At 68.9% G+C, this 18,955-nt stretch carries 17 protein-coding genes; 14 read left to right on the forward strand and 3 right to left on the reverse strand.

Annotation, left to right across the window (positions count from 1 at the left end; all coding sequences use genetic code 11):
* Window positions 1-1,010, reverse strand: a 1,010-nt coding sequence (locus tag OM076_RS08220; protein WP_270039027.1) for a ThuA domain-containing protein, incomplete at its 3' end; no start/stop codon positions are given.
* Window positions 1,011-1,887: 877 nt separating this feature from the next.
* Between OM076_RS08220 and OM076_RS08225 the strand changes: the two genes are divergently transcribed.
* From OM076_RS08225 to OM076_RS08250, 6 genes are all read left to right on the forward strand, one after another.
* Window positions 1,888-2,994 (forward strand): sugar phosphate isomerase/epimerase family protein, encoded by a 1,107-nt coding sequence (locus tag OM076_RS08225; protein WP_270039028.1) that lies wholly within the window; start codon window positions 1,888-1,890, stop codon window positions 2,992-2,994.
* Window positions 2,995-3,002: 8 nt separating this feature from the next.
* Window positions 3,003-3,650, forward strand: coding sequence for a hypothetical protein (locus OM076_RS08230; protein ID WP_270039029.1), 648 nt, complete (start codon window positions 3,003-3,005; stop codon window positions 3,648-3,650).
* 45 nt (window positions 3,651-3,695) lie between these two features.
* Window positions 3,696-4,937, forward strand: a complete 1,242-nt coding sequence (locus OM076_RS08235) for an SMP-30/gluconolactonase/LRE family protein (RefSeq protein WP_270039030.1) — start codon at window positions 3,696-3,698, stop codon at window positions 4,935-4,937.
* A 53-nt stretch (window positions 4,938-4,990) separates the two neighbouring features.
* Entirely contained in the window at window positions 4,991-5,170 is a 180-nt protein-coding gene (locus OM076_RS08240; protein ID WP_270039031.1) for a Sec-independent protein translocase subunit TatA/TatB, read from the forward strand.
* A gap of 191 nt (window positions 5,171-5,361) precedes the next feature.
* Window positions 5,362-6,291: an acyl-CoA desaturase gene (locus OM076_RS08245; protein WP_270039032.1), complete on the forward strand. Its 930-nt coding sequence runs from the start codon at window positions 5,362-5,364 to the stop codon at window positions 6,289-6,291.
* 35 nt (window positions 6,292-6,326) lie between these two features.
* Window positions 6,327-7,169, forward strand: coding sequence for an alpha/beta fold hydrolase (locus tag OM076_RS08250; protein WP_272597767.1), 843 nt, complete (start codon window positions 6,327-6,329; stop codon window positions 7,167-7,169).
* A gap of 27 nt (window positions 7,170-7,196) precedes the next feature.
* Here the strand turns inward: OM076_RS08250 and OM076_RS08255 are convergent, their stop codons facing one another.
* A complete protein-coding gene (locus OM076_RS08255; protein ID WP_270039034.1) occupies window positions 7,197-7,973 on the reverse strand; it encodes a hypothetical protein in 777 nt (258 codons plus the stop codon).
* 54 nt (window positions 7,974-8,027) lie between these two features.
* Here OM076_RS08255 and OM076_RS08260 point away from each other — a divergent pair, with 54 nt between their 5' ends.
* Window positions 8,028-8,906 (forward strand): amidohydrolase family protein, encoded by an 879-nt coding sequence (locus OM076_RS08260; protein WP_270039035.1) that lies wholly within the window; start codon window positions 8,028-8,030, stop codon window positions 8,904-8,906.
* Window positions 8,907-8,909: 3 nt separating this feature from the next.
* Here the strand turns inward: OM076_RS08260 and OM076_RS08265 are convergent, their stop codons facing one another.
* Complete coding sequence (locus OM076_RS08265) at window positions 8,910-9,710, reverse strand: neutral zinc metallopeptidase (protein WP_270039036.1); 801 nt, start codon at window positions 9,708-9,710, stop codon at window positions 8,910-8,912.
* A 219-nt stretch (window positions 9,711-9,929) separates the two neighbouring features.
* On the opposite strand from OM076_RS08265, the gene OM076_RS08270 reads away from it, so the two are divergent.
* The 7 genes from OM076_RS08270 to OM076_RS08300 are packed head-to-tail and all read left to right on the forward strand — an operon-like array spanning window position 9,930 to window position 18,927.
* Window positions 9,930-13,037, forward strand: a complete 3,108-nt coding sequence (locus OM076_RS08270) for a PQQ-dependent sugar dehydrogenase (RefSeq protein ID WP_270039037.1) — start codon at window positions 9,930-9,932, stop codon at window positions 13,035-13,037.
* A gap of 55 nt (window positions 13,038-13,092) precedes the next feature.
* A complete protein-coding gene (locus OM076_RS08275; protein WP_270039038.1) occupies window positions 13,093-13,662 on the forward strand; it encodes a TetR/AcrR family transcriptional regulator in 570 nt (189 codons plus the stop codon).
* A gap of 22 nt (window positions 13,663-13,684) precedes the next feature.
* A complete protein-coding gene (locus OM076_RS08280) occupies window positions 13,685-14,506 on the forward strand; it encodes an intradiol ring-cleavage dioxygenase (protein ID WP_270039039.1) in 822 nt (273 codons plus the stop codon).
* Window positions 14,503-16,266 (forward strand): FAD-dependent oxidoreductase, encoded by a 1,764-nt coding sequence (locus tag OM076_RS08285; RefSeq protein ID WP_270039040.1) that lies wholly within the window; start codon window positions 14,503-14,505, stop codon window positions 16,264-16,266. The genes OM076_RS08280 and OM076_RS08285 overlap by 4 nt, the downstream gene beginning before the upstream one ends.
* Window positions 16,263-17,924, forward strand: coding sequence for an FAD-dependent oxidoreductase (locus OM076_RS08290; RefSeq protein WP_270039041.1), 1,662 nt, complete (start codon window positions 16,263-16,265; stop codon window positions 17,922-17,924). Before OM076_RS08285 ends, OM076_RS08290 begins: the two co-directional genes overlap by 4 nt.
* Window positions 17,925-17,938: 14 nt before the next feature.
* Window positions 17,939-18,382 carry a nuclear transport factor 2 family protein gene (locus OM076_RS08295; protein ID WP_272597776.1) on the forward strand — a complete coding sequence of 148 codons (444 nt, stop codon included), beginning with the start codon at window positions 17,939-17,941 and terminating at the stop codon, window positions 18,380-18,382.
* A 35-nt stretch (window positions 18,383-18,417) separates the two neighbouring features.
* Window positions 18,418-18,927: a DapH/DapD/GlmU-related protein gene (locus OM076_RS08300; RefSeq protein WP_270039043.1), complete on the forward strand. Its 510-nt coding sequence runs from the start codon at window positions 18,418-18,420 to the stop codon at window positions 18,925-18,927.
* Window positions 18,928-18,955: the final 28 nt, after the last annotated feature.

The raw sequence follows: 18,955 nt of genomic DNA on the forward strand, positions 1-18,955 counted from the left end.
AGGCGCATCGTCGTCGGCAGCGCCGGGTCGGCGAAGTTCGCCAGCACCGTCGTGGTGCCCTTGGCCGGGTCGTGCAGGCGCACGGTGCCGGAGCGCGACGTCTGGATCAGACGACCGTCGGGCAGCTGGTCGAAGCCGATCGGCTCGAGCAGGTTCGGCGGCGCGCTGACCTTGACCTGCTGGTAGTTCTTGGTCACCGTCGCGCCACAGTCGCTGTAGACCGGGTCGCTCTGACCCGTCGCCCACTTGATCGCGCCCGTGAGGTGCGTGCCCAGCGTGGCGTCGTAGCTGTCGACCGTGTTGCCGAGCGACGTGTAGAACGAGCGCCCGCCCTGGTAGTCCTTGCAGAAGGAGACCGGGTGATCGGCGCCCATCGTCCCGCCGATGATGCCCTTGAGCGTGTTGCCCTGCGGCTGCGGCTCGAACGGATCCTCGACGACCGTGTCGAGCACGTGCGAGAGACCGCGCACGTTGGACGTGAAGTTGTAGAAGTTGTCGGTGCGATCCCAGTACTCCGGGAGTGCCTTGGACGCGTCATGAACGCGGTCCGCCACCTTCACGGTGCCGGTCTGAACCGTCGTGCGGCCCGCGGACCGCGTGCCGAGGACGTTCGTCAGGAACGCCCACGCCGAATCGGTCTCGATGGCGGAGCCGATGCCGACGAAGCCGCCGCCCTTCTTGAAGTACGCCTCGAAGTTCGCGCGCTGCGCGTCGGTCAGCGGGCTCGCGATGCCCGTGTTCAGGAACACGACCGCGCGATAGCCGTCAAGCGCCGCCGGCGTGAACTGCGCCCCGACGTTGGCCGGGGTCGGTGCGGTGACGGTGTAGTTGCCGCTCGCGGCACCCGCCTGGATCGACGCGATACCCGCCGCCGACAAAGCATCCGTCGTACTGGTCACGACCAGCACGTTGGCGGGCGCCGCCGCAGCGGCCTTCGGCCGCGCTGACGCGCTCGCCGGAACCACCAGGGCAAGGCTCAACAGAGCCAGCCCCAGACTTCTCCTCCTCATAAACCCTCTCCTTGCGACCCGTTTACGGGCCGTGCTTGTATCACCTCAAGGTGACCTAAAGCAAGGACTAAACAATGCAAAAGTTCCCAACTTCTGCCTGCCGGTTGGACCACATTCGCAAGGTTCTGCCTGATCTTCCTCGGAAACCCTCATGACAGACGACTGAGACCAGGACTAAGCGCAACGGGCTGCACTTAGTGCGCACTCGACGCAGGGGGTTAGAGCGGTTCGATCGACGTTTGGGTCGAATCCTGAACTCTTGTGTAGGAAACTCGCACGCGTCTGCACAGATGAGAGCCAAGTGAAACGTGTCAAATGCGCAAAATCGACGCGCGGATCGGGGCTCGCCGTGAGATTTCTCGGGTTTGCCTCATCAGAACAGGGCAAATCGGGCCGCCCCGCTCGCTGAGTTCTGTGCTCGCACCCATATTTCGCGCGCTTGACCCCCATCTCAGCCGGAACTTATTTCTGAAGTGGGAGTTGCTTCTGGGCGAGACGTGGCGTAAGTTCGACCCGTCGAAGACCGTTGTCTTCGCATAGCTGGGTCTGATGGGTCGTGGGCGCGCAGGCGCCCCGGTGAGGGATGTGGAGTAAGTGAGAGCCGGTCACCAGCGGTGGCTGGAGCACGCGTTTCCGCGTGCGACTCCGCAGTAGTAGTCAATGAGGACGTAGAGGAGGACGCACCGCCGTGAGCACGGATGAACTGCGCTTGAACCGCCGGAAGTTCCTAGGCGGAGCCGCGGGCCTTGCAGGCGCCGCAGCACTGGGTTCGTGGGCACCGGGGGCTTTCAGCAAGCCCGGGGGCCCCAACGCGCCGATCGTTTTCAAGGAGACGCTGATCGCTCAGCACTTCTCCGTCCGAGATGCCACGACCCGTGTGACATCCACGAGCGCGAGCCCGGTCATGGGTTACCTCGGCGGGCCGAACTTCCCGAATGACCCGACGGATCTCGGTCCGCTCGTCCCGCTGCCCGGCGGCTACCAGGAGGTCTTCGACTTCCTCGGTCAGTGCGGCTACGGCGGTTTCGAGTTCTTCCAGCTGTCCCAGAACGCCCAGAACCCGGGCGGCGCCAACCCGCCGGTCACCCAGATCAAGTCCTGGCTGGACGCCGCGGGCCTGAAGTCCGCCGGCACCCACCAGGGCGGCCTCGGCATGCTCAACACCGCGACCGGTCAGCTCAGCGCGGCCGGCGTGACACAGGTGGCCAACGCCGACATCCTCGGCCACCGCATGATCGGCACCGCCGGCGACCCGAGCGGTGCCAACACCATCGCCGCCTGGCAAGTCGCGTGCGACAACTACAACAAGCTCGGCCAGTTGTTGATGGAGAACTACGGGCTGAAGGCGTACCTGCATCCCGAGCAGAACAACTGGCAGTTCATCGCCGATCCGTTGATCCCGGTGGACCAGCGTCCGCACCGCATCGACTTCTTCGTCGCGAACACGGACCCGCGGTACGTGTTCCTCGAGCCCGACATCTTCCACATGTACAACGCCCGCGGGCGTTTCCCGAACGTCGACGGCTCGCTGTGGGATCCGATCTCCTACATGCAGGACAACTGGAAGCGGCTCGTCGGCTGGCACGTCAAGGACGCGGTCCGCGCGGCCGTCCCGGTCGCGGCGCCCGGCAACCCCTGGGATCAGACGAAGGTCCGCCCGGGCTTCCCGATCAACGGCGGCATGGACGTCATCTACTCCACCGAGGGCCACCTCGGCAACGGGGCTCAGGCGGCGGCGCAAGCCGGCATCGCGCCGACCGGCTACGGCTTCGACCCCGGTGCCACGGCGCCGTCGGCGTCGCCGGGGCTGGACCCGCGGGTCTGGGGCTTCCGCCGTGAGTTCACGGAGATCCGCGCCAACCGCGCGAAGGGGTTCAAGTTCCACATCGTGGAGTCCGACTCGGGTCCCGGCCCCGCCGCCGACCCGGGCCGCTCACTGCGCCACGCGAAGATCAGCGCCAAGCTGCTGCTCGGGCTGAAGTAATGCGTGCGTTGCGGGTTCTCTTCGCCGCGCTGATCATGCTCCTGTGCGTGCCGGTGGCCGCGCAGGCGCACGGTGACGCTTCGACGCACTATCTCGAGACGAGCGACTTCTACCCCGGTTTCAGCGTCCAGCGGGCCTCCCCGGCCACGGAACTGAAGCTGATGGGGTTGCTGGAGGCCGCCAAGAAGGCCGGCTATCCGATCAAGGTCTCGATCATCGGCGATCTGAGCGACGTCAATGACAAGCCGGAGATGCTCACGCACCCGCAGCGCTACGCCGCTTACGTGACCCGAGCGCTCGAGATCTCACGCGTCAAGCTCGTCGGCCCCGTCGTGATCGTCTCCCCCACTGGCATCGGCGTGGCCGGGCCTGGGGCGGAGAAGGTCGACGTCGCGACCGGCAGCAACGGTGAGCAGCACGTCGCCGCCGCGATGACCGCGGTCCGTCAGCTGGCCCAGGCTGGAGGGCATCCGTTGCCCGCCAACGTGGCGCCGCTGAAGGTCCCCGTGCTCCAACCGGCCAAGACGTCGGGCGACGGGTACGACCTGAGCGGGCTGACGCCGTTCGCGGTCTTCATCGCGATCTTCGGCAGCGCCGTGCTGTACCTCCAGATTCGCACGCGAGTGGCCAACCGCCGCGTGCCCCGAGGCGCATAGATGTCGCCTCGCTTGAACCCACTTTCGCCACCAAGGAGTAGAAACGTGTCCAGTCCATTGAGGACCTTCATGGCCGCGGCCGGGGCGCTGATGGCAACGGGAGCGCTCTGCGCATCCGCCGCCTCCGCCGCGCCGGTGCTGTACGGGGCCACTGGTGTCACTGCCACCGACACCCTCCCGGCCTCCAATCTCTACACGATCAACCCCGACACGGGCGCGACGACGAGCGTCGGCTCGATCGGCAAGGCCGTCACCGGCCTCGCCTTCGACGGCACCGACGGCACGCTCTACGGCGTGACCGCGGGCGTCCAGCTCGCGGGCACGACCCGTGACCTGCTCAAGATCAACCCGGCCACGGGCGCCTCGACGGTCGTCGGCTCGATGGGCGTCAACGAGATCGAGGACATCGCCGTCAGCCCGCTCGGCCAGCTGTACGGCTGGAACGAGACCGGCGACGATCTTTACAGCATCAGCAAGGCGACCGGCGCGGTCACGAAGGTGGGCGAGGCCGGCCTCGGCGTCACGTTCGGCAACGGCATCTCGTTCGATCGCAACGGCGCGTTCTGGGGCATGCTCGACGGTGACTTCGGTCACGTCTTCAAGATCGATCCGACGACCGGCGCCGTGACCACCACGACGACGCGTCTGACGAACTCGCCGATCAAGTCGGGCACGCAGATCTCGAGCCTCGACACGGCGTGCGACGGCCTCACGATGTACGGCGTCGTCAACGACTTCGGTGGCGCGACGAACCTCGTCACGATCGATCTCGCCACCGGCGTGATCACCAACAAGGGCGCCTCGCTGACGGCGCTCGACGCGATCGCGTGGGGCGGCTGCCCGCCGCCGCCGCAGTCGACGCCGGGCGGCACCGTGCCGGCGACGCTGTCCCTGTCGCTCGGCGCGCCCGTCACGTTCGGCGCGTTCACGCCGGGTCTCGGCAAGACCTACCTCGCCTCGACCACGGCCAACGTGATCTCCACCGCGGGTGACGCGCTGCTCAGCGTCGCCGACCCGAGCTCGGTCGCCACCGGCCACCTGGTCAACGGCACGTTCGTCATGCCCGAGACCCTGCAGGCTCGCGCCCGTAATGCTGCGAACACCGGTACGGCCTACAACAACGTCGGCTCATCTGCGTCTCCGCTGAATCTGCTGACCTACAGCGGACCGATCTCCAACGACACGGTCACGCTCGAGTTCAGCCAGCTGGTCAAGGCGACTGACGCACTGCGCACGGGCGCCTACAGCAAGACGCTCACCTACACCCTGTCCACCACGACGCCGTAAGCGCGCCGACCCTCGAACACGAAAGCGCATCCCTTATGCCCAATATCGGTCCCATGGAGCTGATCATCGTCTTGGTCATCGCTCTCGTCGTGCTCGGCCCCAAGCGCCTCCCGGCGGCAGGCCGCTCACTCGGCCAGGGGATGCGCGAGTTCAAGGACTCTCTCTCCGGCCGCGAGGACACGCCGGTCGCGGACGAGCGCCCGGTGGCCGAGGTCGGTCAGCGGGAGAGCTAGCACCTGCGGGGCGCTCGCGCCCCTGATCTCCGCCTCGAGCGTCGACTCTCTCGTGCCCGGCACGAGAGACTCGGCGCTCGTTTGCGTTGCGGGTGTATCGTGACTGGTGGAGGGCATCGATCCTGGGGTCCGCCGTTGACGGCGGGCAGCACCATCTGACTTCCGAGCTCCTTAGCTATGCGGAGGTCGAGATGTCGCACGTGGTTCCTTCGTCGGTGCCGATCACCAACGAGACGTCCGAGCGGATCGTGCGGATGCTCGTCGTCGGCATGCCGGTCGCCGCGCTCGCCTTCGCGGGCTGGCTGGCCTGGGGCGGGACGCTGCACTGGCACGACCTCGTGGTGCTCGCGGTCACCTACACGCTCTCGGGCATCGGCATCACCGTCGGCTACCACCGGCTGTTCACGCACCGCAGCTTCAAGACCACCCGCTCGATGCGGATCACGCTGGCCGTGCTCGGCTCGGCGGCCGTCGAAGGCCCGGTGACCGAATGGGTCGCGACGCATCGCATGCATCACCAGTTCTCCGACCGGGCCGGCGACCCGCACAGCCCCCACGTCCATGAGGGGACGGGCTGGCGGGCCGCGCTGCACGGGTTGGCGCACGCCCACCTCGGTTGGATGTTCCGCGGCAAGGACCAGGCCAACCCGGCGCGCTACGCCAAGGACCTGCTCGCCGACCGCGACCTGCGCTTCATCGCCCGCACGTTCCCGCTGTGGGTCTTCGCGGGCCTGGCCTTCGCGTTCGGTCTGGGCTTCGCGCTGACCGGGTCGATCGTCGGCGGGCTCACCGCCCTGTTGTGGGGCGGGCCGGTGCGGATCCTGCTGCTGCATCACGCGACCTTCAGCATCAACTCGCTGTGTCATTTCTTCGGGCGCCGGGCGTTCGCCACCGGGGATGAGTCGCGCAACCTCGCGTGGCTGGCGCCGATCGCCTTCGGGGAGGCGTGGCACAACAACCATCACGCGTTCCCGACCTCGGCCCGTCACGGCCTCGGGCGCGGACAGGTCGATCCGGGCGCGTGGTGCATCAGCGGGCTGGAACGCCTGCATCTTGCCTGGGACGTCGTTCGGATCAGCCCATCCCGTCAGGAGGCGAAGCGCGGCGAGCGCGGTGTGTAAGGCTGCCGGGACAGCCCCGAACGAGGAGTCGGACCATGCCGCGCGTGAAGGTCGGTACCGAGAACAGCGCTGACATCGAGATCCACTACAACGACCACGGGACCGGGAAGCCCGTCGTCCTGATCCACGGCTATCCGCTCGACGGGAACTCGTGGGAGCGCCAGGAGCGCGTCCTGCTGGCCGAGGGCTATCGCTGCATCAGCTACGACCGCCGTGGCTTCGGAAAGTCCTCGCAGCCGACCACCGGCTATGACTACGACACGTTCGCCGCCGACCTGAAGGCGCTGCTCGATCACCTCGCGCTCGACCAGGACGTCGCGCTCGTCGGCTTCTCGATGGGCACCGGCGAGGTCACCCGCTACCTCGGCACCTACGGGTCGGCCGGCGTGAGCCGCGCGGCGCTGCTGGGCGCGATCCCGCCGTTCCTGCTGCAGACCGACGACAACCCGAAGGGCGTCCCGGGAGAGGTGTTCAAGGGCATCGAGGCCGCGATCGTCGCCGACCGCTACGCCTACTTCGACGACTTCTTCGCCAACTTCTACAACACCGACGTGTTCTCGCCGGAGCGGATCGGCGATGCCGCGCTGCGGGCGAGCTTCCAGGTCGCCGCCGGTGCGAGTCCCTACGCCACATACGCCTGCGTCGGCAGCTGGCTGACCGACTTCCGCGGCGATCTCCCGAAGATCGACGTGCCGACGCTCGTCATCCACGGCACGGGCGACCGGATCCTGCCGTTCGAGGCCACCGCGGCGCGGCTGCGCGACGAAAAGCTGATCGCCGACCTCGAGGTGGTCGAGATCGCGGACGGCCCGCACAACATCGGCTGGACGCACCCGGAGGAGCTCAACGCCGCGCTGCTGCGGTTCCTCGCGAGCTGATCCTCGTCAGATCCCCGCGCGGGTCGACTAGGACCGCCCGTTGCGTGGCACGTCCTCGTCGCCGGTCGATCGTTGCGTGCCCGGCGCGCCGGCGACGAGGTCGGCGATCCGGCGCTCCCAGCGGCCCGCGCGCCGGGTCGGGTCGAAGCGCGCCTCCGCCCGCTTCAGGCGCGGCCCGGAGTAGCGCCACCGCGCCCAGGGTGATGTCGGATGCGCCAACCGCAGCGCCCCGACCAGCCCGACGACGGGGACGAAGAGGCCGATCACGCCGAGCAGCACGCGGCCTTTCGCGAAGCACAGCACCGCCAGCCCGAGGACCAGCGCGACCGCCAGCGCGGTGCCCGCGATGGAGGCGGGATCGTCGAGCCCGAACGGCTGGGTGCCCAAGACGACGAGCGCGGCGAACGCGGCGGCCACGACAGCGGCATCGAGCGACGCGCGCCCCTCCTGCGTCCAGTAGACATCCTCCAGCCGGACCCAGAGGGCGAACTCATCCATCGTCAGGCCTGCGCCCACGCCGAACCCGACCGCGATGAAGTGCCACCAGGGAGCCTCGCCGGGCGCCGCGAAGGCGAGGAAGCCGCACAGCATCATCAGGCAGATCCCCCACACGAGGTGATGGATGTGCACACCCCCGCTCTGCACGCCGCCAGGCCACCACGACACGCTCCGGGTCAGCCGCGCGCTGGTGCGGATCGCCAAGAACGACACCAGGAACGCGACCAACACGACGAACGCGGCCCCGGATCCCGGCCGCAGCCGGTTACCGAACGGATCGACGCTGACGATCGCCGCGAGCAACACTGTCGCCTAGGCTAAGTCCGGCGCCGGTGCCCTGAAAGCGGGACGATGGACGGTATGAGCCTCGACCTCGAAACGCTCGTCGCGATCGACGTGCACGTCCATGCCGAGCGCAACGCGGACGAGCCGCAGGACCCCGTCACGGGTGAGGTCCTCGCGGCGGCCGCGCGCTACTTCGGCGGCTCGCCCGCGCAACCCACCGCGCAGGAGGTCGCCGACTACTACCGCGAGCGCCGCATGGCCGCGGTGATCTTCACGATCGACGACGAGGCGGGGATGGGCCGCAAGCGGCTCGGCAACGACGAGGTCCTCGAAGCCGCCGCCGCGAACCCCGACGTGCTGATCCCGTTCGCGAGCGTCGACCCCCACAAGGGCAAGCTCGCCGTCCGCGAAGCCCGCGAGCTGATCGCGCGCGGCGCGCGAGGCTTCAAGTTCCATCCCAACACGCAGGCCTTCTGGCCCAACGATCGCGAGCACTACCCGCTCTACGAGGTGATCGCCGAAGCGGGCCTGATCGCGCTCTTCCACAGCGGGACGACGGGCATCGGGGCCGGCATGCCCGGCGGCGGCGGGGTGCGGCTGAAGTACTCCAACCCGATGTGCGTCGACGACGTCGCGGCCGACTTCCCCGGGTTGGACATCATCCTCGCCCACCCGTCGTTTCCGTGGCAGGACGAGGCGCTGGCGATCGCCGTGCACAAGCCCAACGTCTACATCGACCTCTCCGGCTGGGCGCCGAAGTACTTCCCGGAGAACCTGATCCAGTACACGAACAGCCGGCTCAAGCACAAGATGCTGTTCGGCTCCGACTACCCGCTGATCACCCCCGATCGCTGGCTGCGCGACTTCGCGCAGCTCGCGATCAAGGATGAGGTCCGGCCCCTCGTGCTCAAGGAGAACGCCGCGCGGCTCCTCGGTATCTCAGCGTCAACCTAAGGGTTACGCCTGCTCGAGATAGGTGCTGCAGGCGGACGGGTCGCCCGCCTCGAACCCGCGGTTCCACGCCTCTTCGCGCTGCTCGGGCGTGCCGTGGTGGCCGGGGTTCGAGGTGTCGAAGTCGCCGACGGCGAGCGCCGCGTTCAGCGCTTCCTGGACGTCGCCGTCCTCGAGACGGTTCTGCTGGTAGGCGCTGTTGGCCCAGGTCCCGGCGTAGCAGTCGGCCTGCAGCTCGAAGTTCATCGTCGGCACCTGGTCGCCGTACTTGTCGAACAGCCCGAGCTCGTCCTGGACCTGGTGGCCGTACTCGTGGGCGATGATGTAGGCGACCGCGAAGTCGCCGTGGGTGCCGCCGTAGCCCTGTGAGCTGCCCGGCAGCGACTGGTCGAGCTCACCGTTGTAGACCTCGGTCGCGAACTTCTCCGAGATGTAGATCGTGTCGTCGTTCGGGCAGTAGGCCGCGGCGCTGTCGCCCATCGTTCCGCTGTCGTCCCCGCACGCGCTGGCGGCCGTCTGACCGGCCGGGATCCACTGGTAGCTGACCCGCGGCTCGGGCAGGCCCTGGGCCTTGAAGATCTTGGTCCAGTACGCGTCGACGTCCGTGGTGACCGCGGTCAGGAACTGGTCCATGTTCTGCGGCTGCGAGCCGTCCGCCGAGTTCAGGACGAAGTTGGACGCGCCGGAGGATCTCTGCGTGCCGGCAGGGCTGGCCTTCGCCGAGCCGAGGAGCTGCGAGGCGCCGCCGGCTGCAGCGAGCACCAGTGCCACGACGGCGAGCAGCCGCGGGCGGATCAAAGAACGCATGCTGGGTGTCTCCTGGGTGGTCTCATATTTCGTTGGCCACCAGTGAGCCAAACCCGCGTAAGCGCGACGCGAGAGACCGCTAACGGTTCGCCCAGCGGACGCTAAGCATTTCCTCAGGCGTTGAAAACCGAGCGAACACTCGGTAACTTCGCCACGACACTTTTGGAGTTGATACTCCAAAAGTCTGTCTCTGATCTCATGAGGGGAGAGGTTGTGAGGATGAGGGTTGGAAGGGCGCGGATCGCGGGCCTGCTGCTCACCGCTGGACTGTGCGCGGCCGGGCCGCCGGCGGCGCACGCGCAGGACGCCCCACCGGACGATCGGTTCGACGTCACGCTGCTCGACAAGAGCATCACCCAGGGCACACGGATCGCGACGACGCCGGACGGCCGTGTGCTGCTCGCCGAGCGCGACGGGCGACTGAAGGTCTGGAAACCGACGACGCAGACGACCGTCGTCGCGGGGCAGATCCCGACGGGCCAGCCCGGCGAGCTCGGGTTCATGGGCCTGGCCCTGTCGCCGGACTTCGCCACCACCGGCTACGTGTACGCCCACTACGTCCCGCTGGTCCCGTCGTACAACACGACGCACATCTCCCGCGTGAGCCGCTTCACGCTCACCGGCGACACGCTGGACCTGACGTCGGAGAAGCCGATCTACGACATCCAGCATCCGGCGTACGCGGGCGGCGGCCACAGCGCCGGCGACCTCGAGTTCGCCCCCAACGGTGACCTCTACATCTCCACCGGCGACAACACGAACTGCTGCGCCTCCTTCGGCTACCCGCCGATGGACGAGCGCCCCGGCCAGACCGCCAACGACTCCCAGACGACGGCGGCCAACACCAACAACCCGATGGGCAAGATCCTGCGCATCCACCCGCTCGCCGCGCCCGGCGCGACGGTCGGCGCCGGCAGCACCTACTCGATCCCGCCCGGCAACCTCTTCGACGAGTCCCAGGACACCGACAACAAGACGCTGCCTGAGATCTACGCGATGGGTCTGCGCAACCCGTTCACGATCGGCAACGCGAAGTCCAACGGCGAGCTGTGGTTCGCCGACTACGGCCCTGACGCCACGCTGGCCGACCCGACGCGCGGCCCCGCCGGCCACGTCTCGATGATCCTGGCCAAGCAGCCCGCCAACTTCGGCTGGCCCTATTGCTACGTGCCCGGCCTGCCGTACGCCGATTGGGACTACGTCGCGAACGTCTCGCGCGGCTACTACGACTGCGACCACCTGGTCAACAACTCGCCCAACAACCTCAACCCGCCCGCCAACCAGCTCGTCAACGGCGGCCGGTTGAACCTCCCGCCCGCCACCAAGCGGACGATGTGGTGGACGTACAGCGCGGGGTCCCCCACGACGCCGTTCAGCGATCTCTTCGGCGGCGGCGCGATGGCCGGCCCGCTCTACGCCTTCGACGCCGGCAACCCGTCGACGACCAAGTTCCCGGCGTGGTTCAACGACCGCTACTTCTACTTCGACTGGACGACCGACTGGGTCCAGACCGTCGCGTTCAACCCCGACGGCACGGTCAAGGACCGCAAGTTCTTCCTGCCGATCCACACCTTCGTCAAGCCGATGGACATGAAGTTCGGCCCCGACGGCTCGCTCTACGTGCTCGCCTACGGCAACGGCTGGGGCACGAACAACGACGACACCGGCCTGTACAAGGTCGACTACGCGCCCGGCAACCGCGCGCCGATCGCCGGCGGGTCCGCCGACAAGGACTCGGGCGCCGCGCCGCTGACGGTCAACTTCGACGCCACGGGCTCCTCCGATCCCGACGTCACCGACACGCTGACCTACGCGTGGGACTTCACCAACGACGGAGTGACCGACGCCACGACGCTGAAGGCGAGCCACACGTACACCACGCCCGGCGCCGTGACCGCGCGGCTTACGGTCACCGACTCGCACGGGTCATCGACCGTGCAGAACTTCCCGCTCGTGGTCGGCAACGCCCGCCCGGTCGTGAAGATCACGGCACCGGCGGACGGCACGCCGCTGGAGATCGGCCAGCCGGTCAGCTACCACGTCGACGTCACCGACGCCGACGGGCCGGTGGACTGCACCAAGGTCGCGCTGCAGGTCTCACTCGGGCACAACTCGCACGCCCATCCCGACCAGATCGTCACCCCCGACGCCAACTGCAACGGCACGGTGACGCCCAACCGCACCGCCGGGCACACCGGGACGATCTACGTCTTCACGGTGTTCGAGGCCACGTACACGGACGCGGGCAACGGCGCCGCGCCCGCGCTGACGGGCTACGCCAAGGCGCGCTACAGCCCGCATACGCAGCCGACCTCGGTCTACCCGCTCGGCGAGGGCACCGGCCTCTACACGGGGCAGACGTTCATGCAGGGCCCGGGCCACTGGCTGATGTTCGAGGGCTACAACCTGGCCAGGATCGGCGCGATCACGATGAGCACCAGCTCGCGCGGGCCGGGCGGCACGATGGAGATCCACGCCGATTCGCCCACCGGCCCGCTGGTGGGGAGCGCGGTGATGCCGGACACCAAGCCGGCGGCCTCGCTGCAGCGCATCTACACCACGATCACCGCACCGACCACCAACAAGCCCGCGGGGTCGCACGACCTGTACTTCGTGACCAACTGGACCGACCCGGCGGCGCACGGTCCGAGCGAGGTGTTCCCGGAGATCTTCTTCAACACGTACACGCTGGTCGAGTACCCGGAGGTCTCGCTCTCGCTCACGCCCGCCACCGGTGACGCGAGCAACGGCTGGTACACGACGCCGGTCAAGTTCACCATCGCCTCCACCGGCTTCAGCGCCGCGACCCGCGAGTACCGCCTCGACGGCGGCGCGTGGACGCCGTATACCGCCGAGGTGACCGTCGGCGCACCCGGCGCCCACACGCTCGAGTACCGCGGGACCAACGCGGCGGGGACGACCGCGATCGGCACGAAGACGTTCACGATCGGCGCCGTGACCGATACGCCCGGAACGGTCTCCGGCTCGGTGCCGGCCACGCTGTCGCTCACGCTCGGCGCGCCGGCGACGTTCGGTGCGTTCACGCCGGGCGTGGCGAAGGACTACACGGCGAGCACCACCGCGACCGTGACGAGCACCGCGGGTGACGCGGCGCTGAGCGTCTCCGACCCCGGCCACCTGACCAACGGCGCGTTCGCGTTGCCAGAGGCGCTGCAGGTCGCGTTCAGCAAGGCGAGCTGGGCGGCTCCGGCGTCCAACGACGCCGTGACGCTGACGTTCAAGCAGCACATCGGTGCCGGCGACGCGCTTCGCACCGGCGCCTACAGCAAGACCCTGACGTTCACGCTGTCGACCACGACGCCGTGAACACCAGGCGTGGCCCCGGCGAACCGCGCCGGGGCCACGCCCGTACCCTGTGGCGATGGGTGCCCCGACGGTCAAGGGACGCGCTCGGCGGGAGCAGATCCTGTACGCCGCGCAGACCGCGTTCGCGAGCCGCGGCTATCGCGGCGCGTCGATCGCCGCGATCGCCGAGGACGTCGGCCTGAGCGAGCCGGGATTGCTGCACTACTTCCCGTCGAAGGGCGCGCTGCTCCTCGAGACGCTCGAGTTCCATCATCGCCGCACCAAGGAGGAGGCGTTCGGCGGCGCCGGCAGCTTCGCCGATCACCTCGTCTCGCTCGCCTCCAACCACGAGCGCGACCCGGGCTTCATCCGGCTGCTGCTGGTCCTCGCCGCGGAGAGCACCGACCCGGAGCATCCCGCGCACGACTGGTTCGTCGCGCGCTACGAGCGCGTGCGGATCGGCATGGAACGCCAGTTCGCCGCAGACCTTGGCGCCGGGCTCCTGCGCGAGAATCTGGACCCGGCGCACGTCGCTCGCCAGGCGATCGCGATGCTCGACGGCCTCGAGCTGCAGTTCCTGCTCACCGGCGGCTCACTGGACATCGTCACGCCGCTGCGCGCCTGGCTCGAGCCGCTGTACCGTTGACCCCGACGATCGAGGAGGCGCCGTGAGTACCCGCAACCTGGCCGACGAGGATCTGACGAACGCCGTGCTGGCGTCCTTCGCGGGCGCCGGTTCGGAGCGCTTCAAGACGATCGCGGAGAGCCTGGTCCGGCATCTGCACGCGTTCGCGACCGAGGTGCAGCTGACCGAGGAGGAATGGTTCGCGGGGATCGACTTCCTCACCCGCACCGGCCACATCACCGACGACAAGCGGCAGGAGTTCGTGCTGCTCTCCGACGTGCTCGGCCTCTCGATGCTGGTGGTGGGGATGAACAACCGGCGCCCGCCGAAGGCCACGGAGTCGACGGTCTTCGGCCCGTTCTTCGTCGAGCACTCGCCCGCGTTCGAGAACGGCGACAACATCGCCGAGGACTTCAGCGGCGAGCCCTGCTTCGTCAGCGGACGGGTGGTCGGCGTGGAGGGCGAGCCGGTCGCGGGTGCGCGCGTCGAGATCTGGCAGGCCGACGATGCCGGGTTCTACGACGTCCAGAACGGCGAAGAGCCGAATGGCCGAGGACACCTGTTCACCGACGAGGAGGGCCGGTTCTCGTTCTGGTCGGTCAAGCCCGAGGCCTATCCGATCCCGGCCGACGGCCCGGTGGGTGAGCTGTTGGACGCGGGCGGCCGCGGGCCGATGCGCCCGGCGCACATCCACTTCATGGTCACCGCCGAGGGCTATCAGCGCCTGATCACCCACGTGTTCGTCGAGGGCGACGAATACCTCGACTCCGATGCCGTCTTCGGTGTGCGCAGCGCGCTGATCGCGCCATTCGTGCGCGACGGCGATCACTGGACGGCGAGCTACGACCTGGTGCTCGCACGATGATCGAAACGGACGTCCTGATCGTCGGCTCCGGCCCGGCCGGCAGCTCGAGCGCGCTCTTCCTCTCCACCTACGGCGTCGAGAACCTCGTCATCACGAAGTACCGCTGGACGGCGAACACCCCGCGCGCCCACATCACCAACCAGCGGGCCGTCGAGATCATGCGCGACATGGGCCTCGAGGACGAGATCAAGGCCAAGGGCGTCCCCAACCACCTGATGGGCGACACGGTGTTCTGCGCCAGCCTCGCGGGCGACGAGCTCGCCCGCCTGCACACCTGGGGCACGCACCCGCAGCGCCTGGCCGACTACACGCTCGCCAGCCCCTGCACCCACTACGACCTGCCGCAGGACATCTTCGAGCCGATCATCCTCGGCGAGGCCGCGCGGCGCGGCTCCCGCGTCCGCTTCGACACCGAGTACCTGAGCCACACCCAGGACGCCGACGGCGTCACCGTGCAGGTGCAGGACCGCGTCGGCGGCGAGCGCTACGCGATCCGCGCCAAGTACCTGATCGGCGCCGACGGCGGGCGCTCGAAGATCGCCCAGGACATCGGCCTGCCGATGGAGGGCGAGATGGACTGGGCGGGGTCGATGAACATCGTCTTCCACGCCGACCTGTCCAAGTACGTCGCGCACCGCCCGAGCGTCCTCTACTGGATCATGCAGCCGGGCGCCGACATGGGCGGGATCGGCATGGGCCTGGTGCGGATGGTGCGCCCGTGGGACGAGTGGCTGATCGTCTGGGGCTACGACATCAACGAGCCGCCGCCCGAGGTCGACGAGGAGGTCGCCACCCGCGTCGTGCACAACCTCGTCGGCGACGACACGATCGACGTCACGCTGCGCAGCACCTCGCTGTGGGGCAACAACAAGATGTACGCGACTCGCTACGTCGACGGCCGCGTGTACTGCATGGGCGACGCCTGCCACCGGCATCCGCCGTCCAATGGCCTCGGCTCGAACACCTCGATCGCCGACGCGTACAACCTCGCGTGGAAGCTCGCGCTGGTGCTCGACGGCAAGGCCGCGCCGTCGCTGCTGGACTCCTATGACGCCGAGCGCGCGCCGATCGGCAAGCAGATCGTGCTGCGCGCCAACAAGAGCATCGAGGAGTTCGGGCCCATCTTCGACGCGCTCGGCCTGCTCGACACGACCGACCCCGCGCAGATGAAGGCCAACATGGAGATCCGCAAGGAGAACTCCGAGCGCGGCGCCGCGGCGCGCGCGAAGCTCAAGGCCGCGATCGAGCTCAAGAACTACGAGTTCAACGCCCACGGGGTCGAGCTCGGCCATCGCTACCGGTCGGGCGCGGTGATCGCCGACGGCACGCCCGAGCCGGAGTTCACGCGTGACCCCGAGCTCTACTACCACCCGACGACGTGGCCGGGCGCGCGGCTTCCCCACGCGTGGCTGGAGCACAAGGGCGAGCGCGTCTCGACGCACGACCTCGCCGGCAAAGGACGCTTCACGCTCTTCACCGGCATCGGCGGCGAGGGCTGGCTGGAGGCCGCGGCGGAGGTGACGCAGCGGACCGGCGTGCCGGTCGTCGCGCTGGTGATCGGGCCGGCGCGCGACGCCCACGACATCTACGACGACTGGGCGCGAGCGCGCGAGGTGCAGGAAACAGGCTGCGTGCTGGTCCGTCCAGACGCGCACGTGGCGTGGCGCAGCGCGGCGATGGTCGAGGACCCCGTCGCGGAGCTCGGGCGGGTGATGGAAAGCCTGCTCGGCGTGTTGGAACCGGTGGGAGGAGAGACATGATTCGACGCGAATCTGCAGCGCCCAGCGCAGGCGCCGGACCGGCGGACGCGACGGCCGACGTGGTCGTCGTCGGTGGCGGAGGCGGCGGGTTGCCCGCGGCGCTCTTCGCCCGCTGGCTGGGTGACGAGGTGATCCTGCTCGAGAAGGCGCCTGAGCTCGGCGGCACGGCCAAGAAGGCGGCCTTCTGGTACTGGATCCCCAACAACCGGTCGATGCAGGAGGCCGGGATCGAGGACCCGGAGGAGGACTTCCTGCACTACACGGCGCGGCTCTCGCGCCCGCAGCAGTACGACCCGGACAGCCCGACTCTGGGACTGAGCGAGTGGGAGCACGCCCAGATCCGCGCGATCTACGAGAGCGCCTCGCCGGCCGCCGAGCTGCTGGCCGAGCGCGACGCGCTGCCGTACCGCTGGTGCGAGGCGGTACCGGACTACTGGTCCGAGCTGCCGCAGGACAAGGCGCCGACGGGACGCGTTCTCGTGCCCGAGGGGGCGCGGGCGACGATGTCCGACGGCGGCCAGGTCGGCATCCGCACGATGAGCGCGGCGGCCGAGCGCGACGGCGTCGACATCCGCACGTCGCACCGCGTCCAACGGCTCGTGATCGAGGGCGGCGCGGTGGTCGGCGTCGAGGCGACGAACGCGACCGGCGAGACCGTGCGCGTCGCCGCGCGCAAGGCGGTGATCTTCGCGTCCGGCGGCTTCACCCACGATCCCGAATTGCGCGCGAACTTCCTCTCCGCCCCCGTGTACGGCGGCTGCGCGGCCAACACCAACGAGGGCGACTTCGTGCGCATCGGCGGCGCCGCGGGCGCGCAGCTGCGCAACATGAACCAGGCGTGGATGTGCCCGGTGCCGCTCGAAGCCGCCGTCGCGGGCGACCCGTCGCTCTCCGGCATGTTCTCCGTCGCCGGCGACTCGATGCTCTTCGTCGACAAGACCGGCCGCCGCGTGGTCAACGAGAAGCTGCCGTACAACGAGCTCGCGCAGATGTTCTTCCAGTGGGATCCGCTGCGCGGCGAGTACCCGAACCTCGTCCTGATCCAGGTCTGGGACCAGCGCTCGCAGGAGCACTCCGCGAGCGACGAGTACGGCCGGCTGATCGTCGGAGACACGGGCGCGAGCGACGCGCACGTGCTGCGCGGCGAGACGCTCGCCGACCTGGAGATCGTGGTGCGAGCGCGGCTCGAGCGGTACGCGCGCGTCACCGGCGGGCTGACCCTCGCCGACGGCTGGGCGGACACGCTGGGCGCCTCGATCGCCCGCTTCAATGACCTGGCGAAGACCGGCGTCGACGCGGACTTCGGCCGCGGCGAGCGCGCCGTCCAGCAGCTCTTCAACGGCGACGTCCGCGAAGAGCCGGGGCGCACCAACCCGACGATGTGGCCGCTGTCGGGTGAAGGTCCCTACTACGCCGCGCTGGTCACCGGCGGCACGCTGGACACCAAGGGCGGCCCGAAGGCGACGCCCGACGGCCAGATCGTCGACGACCTGGATCAGCCGATCCCCGGTCTCTACGGCGTCGGCAACTGCGTCGCGTCCCCGTCGGCGCGGGCCTACTGGGCCGGCGGAGCGACGCTCGGCCCGATCATCGCCTTCGCCTATCGCGCCGCCAACGCGGCCCATCTCGAACCAGTCCATGAGGAGGCCCTGACGTGATCGCGACGCAGACGATGACCGACGAGCAGCGCAAGTCGGTCGCGCTGGAGTACCTGAAGGCGTTCGACAACGGCGGCGTGACGTCCACCGGCGAGAGCATCCTCGAGCTCTTCGCCCCCGACGCCCAGGTGATGTTCCCCAAGTGGGGCATCGCCAACGGCCGCGAGGAGATCGGGCAGATGTTCGGCGAGGTCGGATCGAAGCTGAAGTCGATCCGCCACGACTACGCGAACTTCAACTGGATCTTCGGCGGCGGCGACACGATCGTCGCCGAGGGCACGTCCTACGGCGAGCACGAGGACGGCCCCTGGCGCGCGGGCGTGCCCGAGTGGGGCGCCGGCCGCTGGTGCGACGTCTTCGAGATCCGCGACTTCAAGATCCAGCGCTGCTTCATCTACCTCGACCCCGACTACGCGGGCGCCGACAAGGCCCGCTACCCCTGGTTGGACGGCGCCTAAGTCGACGTCCGGCGCCATCGGCACAATGCTCGTCCGTGTCAGCGACAGACTTTCGCGCCGAGATCGAGCGCGCCTGGGAGATCCTGGGGCGGCTCAACGCGCTCGCACCGGGTGACTTCCACGCCATGCGCGCGATGCTCGGCGAGCTGACCGGCCACGAGCTCGACCCGTCGGTTCGCGTGCTGCCGCCGTTTCACACCGACGGCGGCCGCAACCTCCGGTTCGGTCGCAACGTCTTCGTGAACCACGGCTGTACCGCCATGGACTTCGGCGGCATCGACATCGGCGACGACGTGATGATCGGGCCGAACGTGCAGCTGATCAGCTCGGGCCACCCGGTCGACCCGGAGACCCGGCGCTCGCGCATCACGATGGCTCCGATCCGCATCGGTCGCGGCGTGTGGATCGCCGCGGGCGCCACGGTCCTGCAGGGCGTCACGGTCGGAGAGGACGCCGTGGTCGCCGCCGGCGCCGTCGTGACGAAGGACGTCCCGCCGCGCACGCTGGTGGCGGGCGTCCCCGCAAGGGTCATCCGCACGCTCTGAGGGTCTGCCCCTAGAGGCGAAACCCGCC

The organism is Solirubrobacter ginsenosidimutans (assembly GCF_027587205.1).

Bases quoted from the DNA above. Each gene is read 5' to 3' on its own strand.
- OM076_RS08240 (WP_270039031.1), top strand. From the start codon at position 4,991: ATGGAGCTGATCATCGTCTTGGTCATCGCTCTCGTCGTGCTCGGCCCC.
- OM076_RS08245 (WP_270039032.1), top strand. From the start codon at position 5,362: ATGTCGCACGTGGTTCCTTCGTCGGTGCCGATCACCAACGAGACGTCC.
- OM076_RS08250 (WP_272597767.1), top strand. From the start codon at position 6,327: ATGCCGCGCGTGAAGGTCGGTACCGAGAACAGCGCTGACATCGAGATC.
- OM076_RS08260 (WP_270039035.1), top strand. From the start codon at position 8,028: ATGAGCCTCGACCTCGAAACGCTCGTCGCGATCGACGTGCACGTCCAT.
- OM076_RS08265 (WP_270039036.1), bottom strand. From the start codon at position 9,710: ATGCGTTCTTTGATCCGCCCGCGGCTGCTCGCCGTCGTGGCACTGGTG.
- OM076_RS08270 (WP_270039037.1), top strand. From the start codon at position 9,930: ATGAGGGTTGGAAGGGCGCGGATCGCGGGCCTGCTGCTCACCGCTGGA.
- OM076_RS08275 (WP_270039038.1), top strand. From the start codon at position 13,093: ATGGGTGCCCCGACGGTCAAGGGACGCGCTCGGCGGGAGCAGATCCTG.
- OM076_RS08285 (WP_270039040.1), top strand. From the start codon at position 14,503: ATGATCGAAACGGACGTCCTGATCGTCGGCTCCGGCCCGGCCGGCAGC.
- OM076_RS08290 (WP_270039041.1), top strand. From the start codon at position 16,263: ATGATTCGACGCGAATCTGCAGCGCCCAGCGCAGGCGCCGGACCGGCG.
- OM076_RS08295 (WP_272597776.1), top strand. From the start codon at position 17,939: ATGACCGACGAGCAGCGCAAGTCGGTCGCGCTGGAGTACCTGAAGGCG.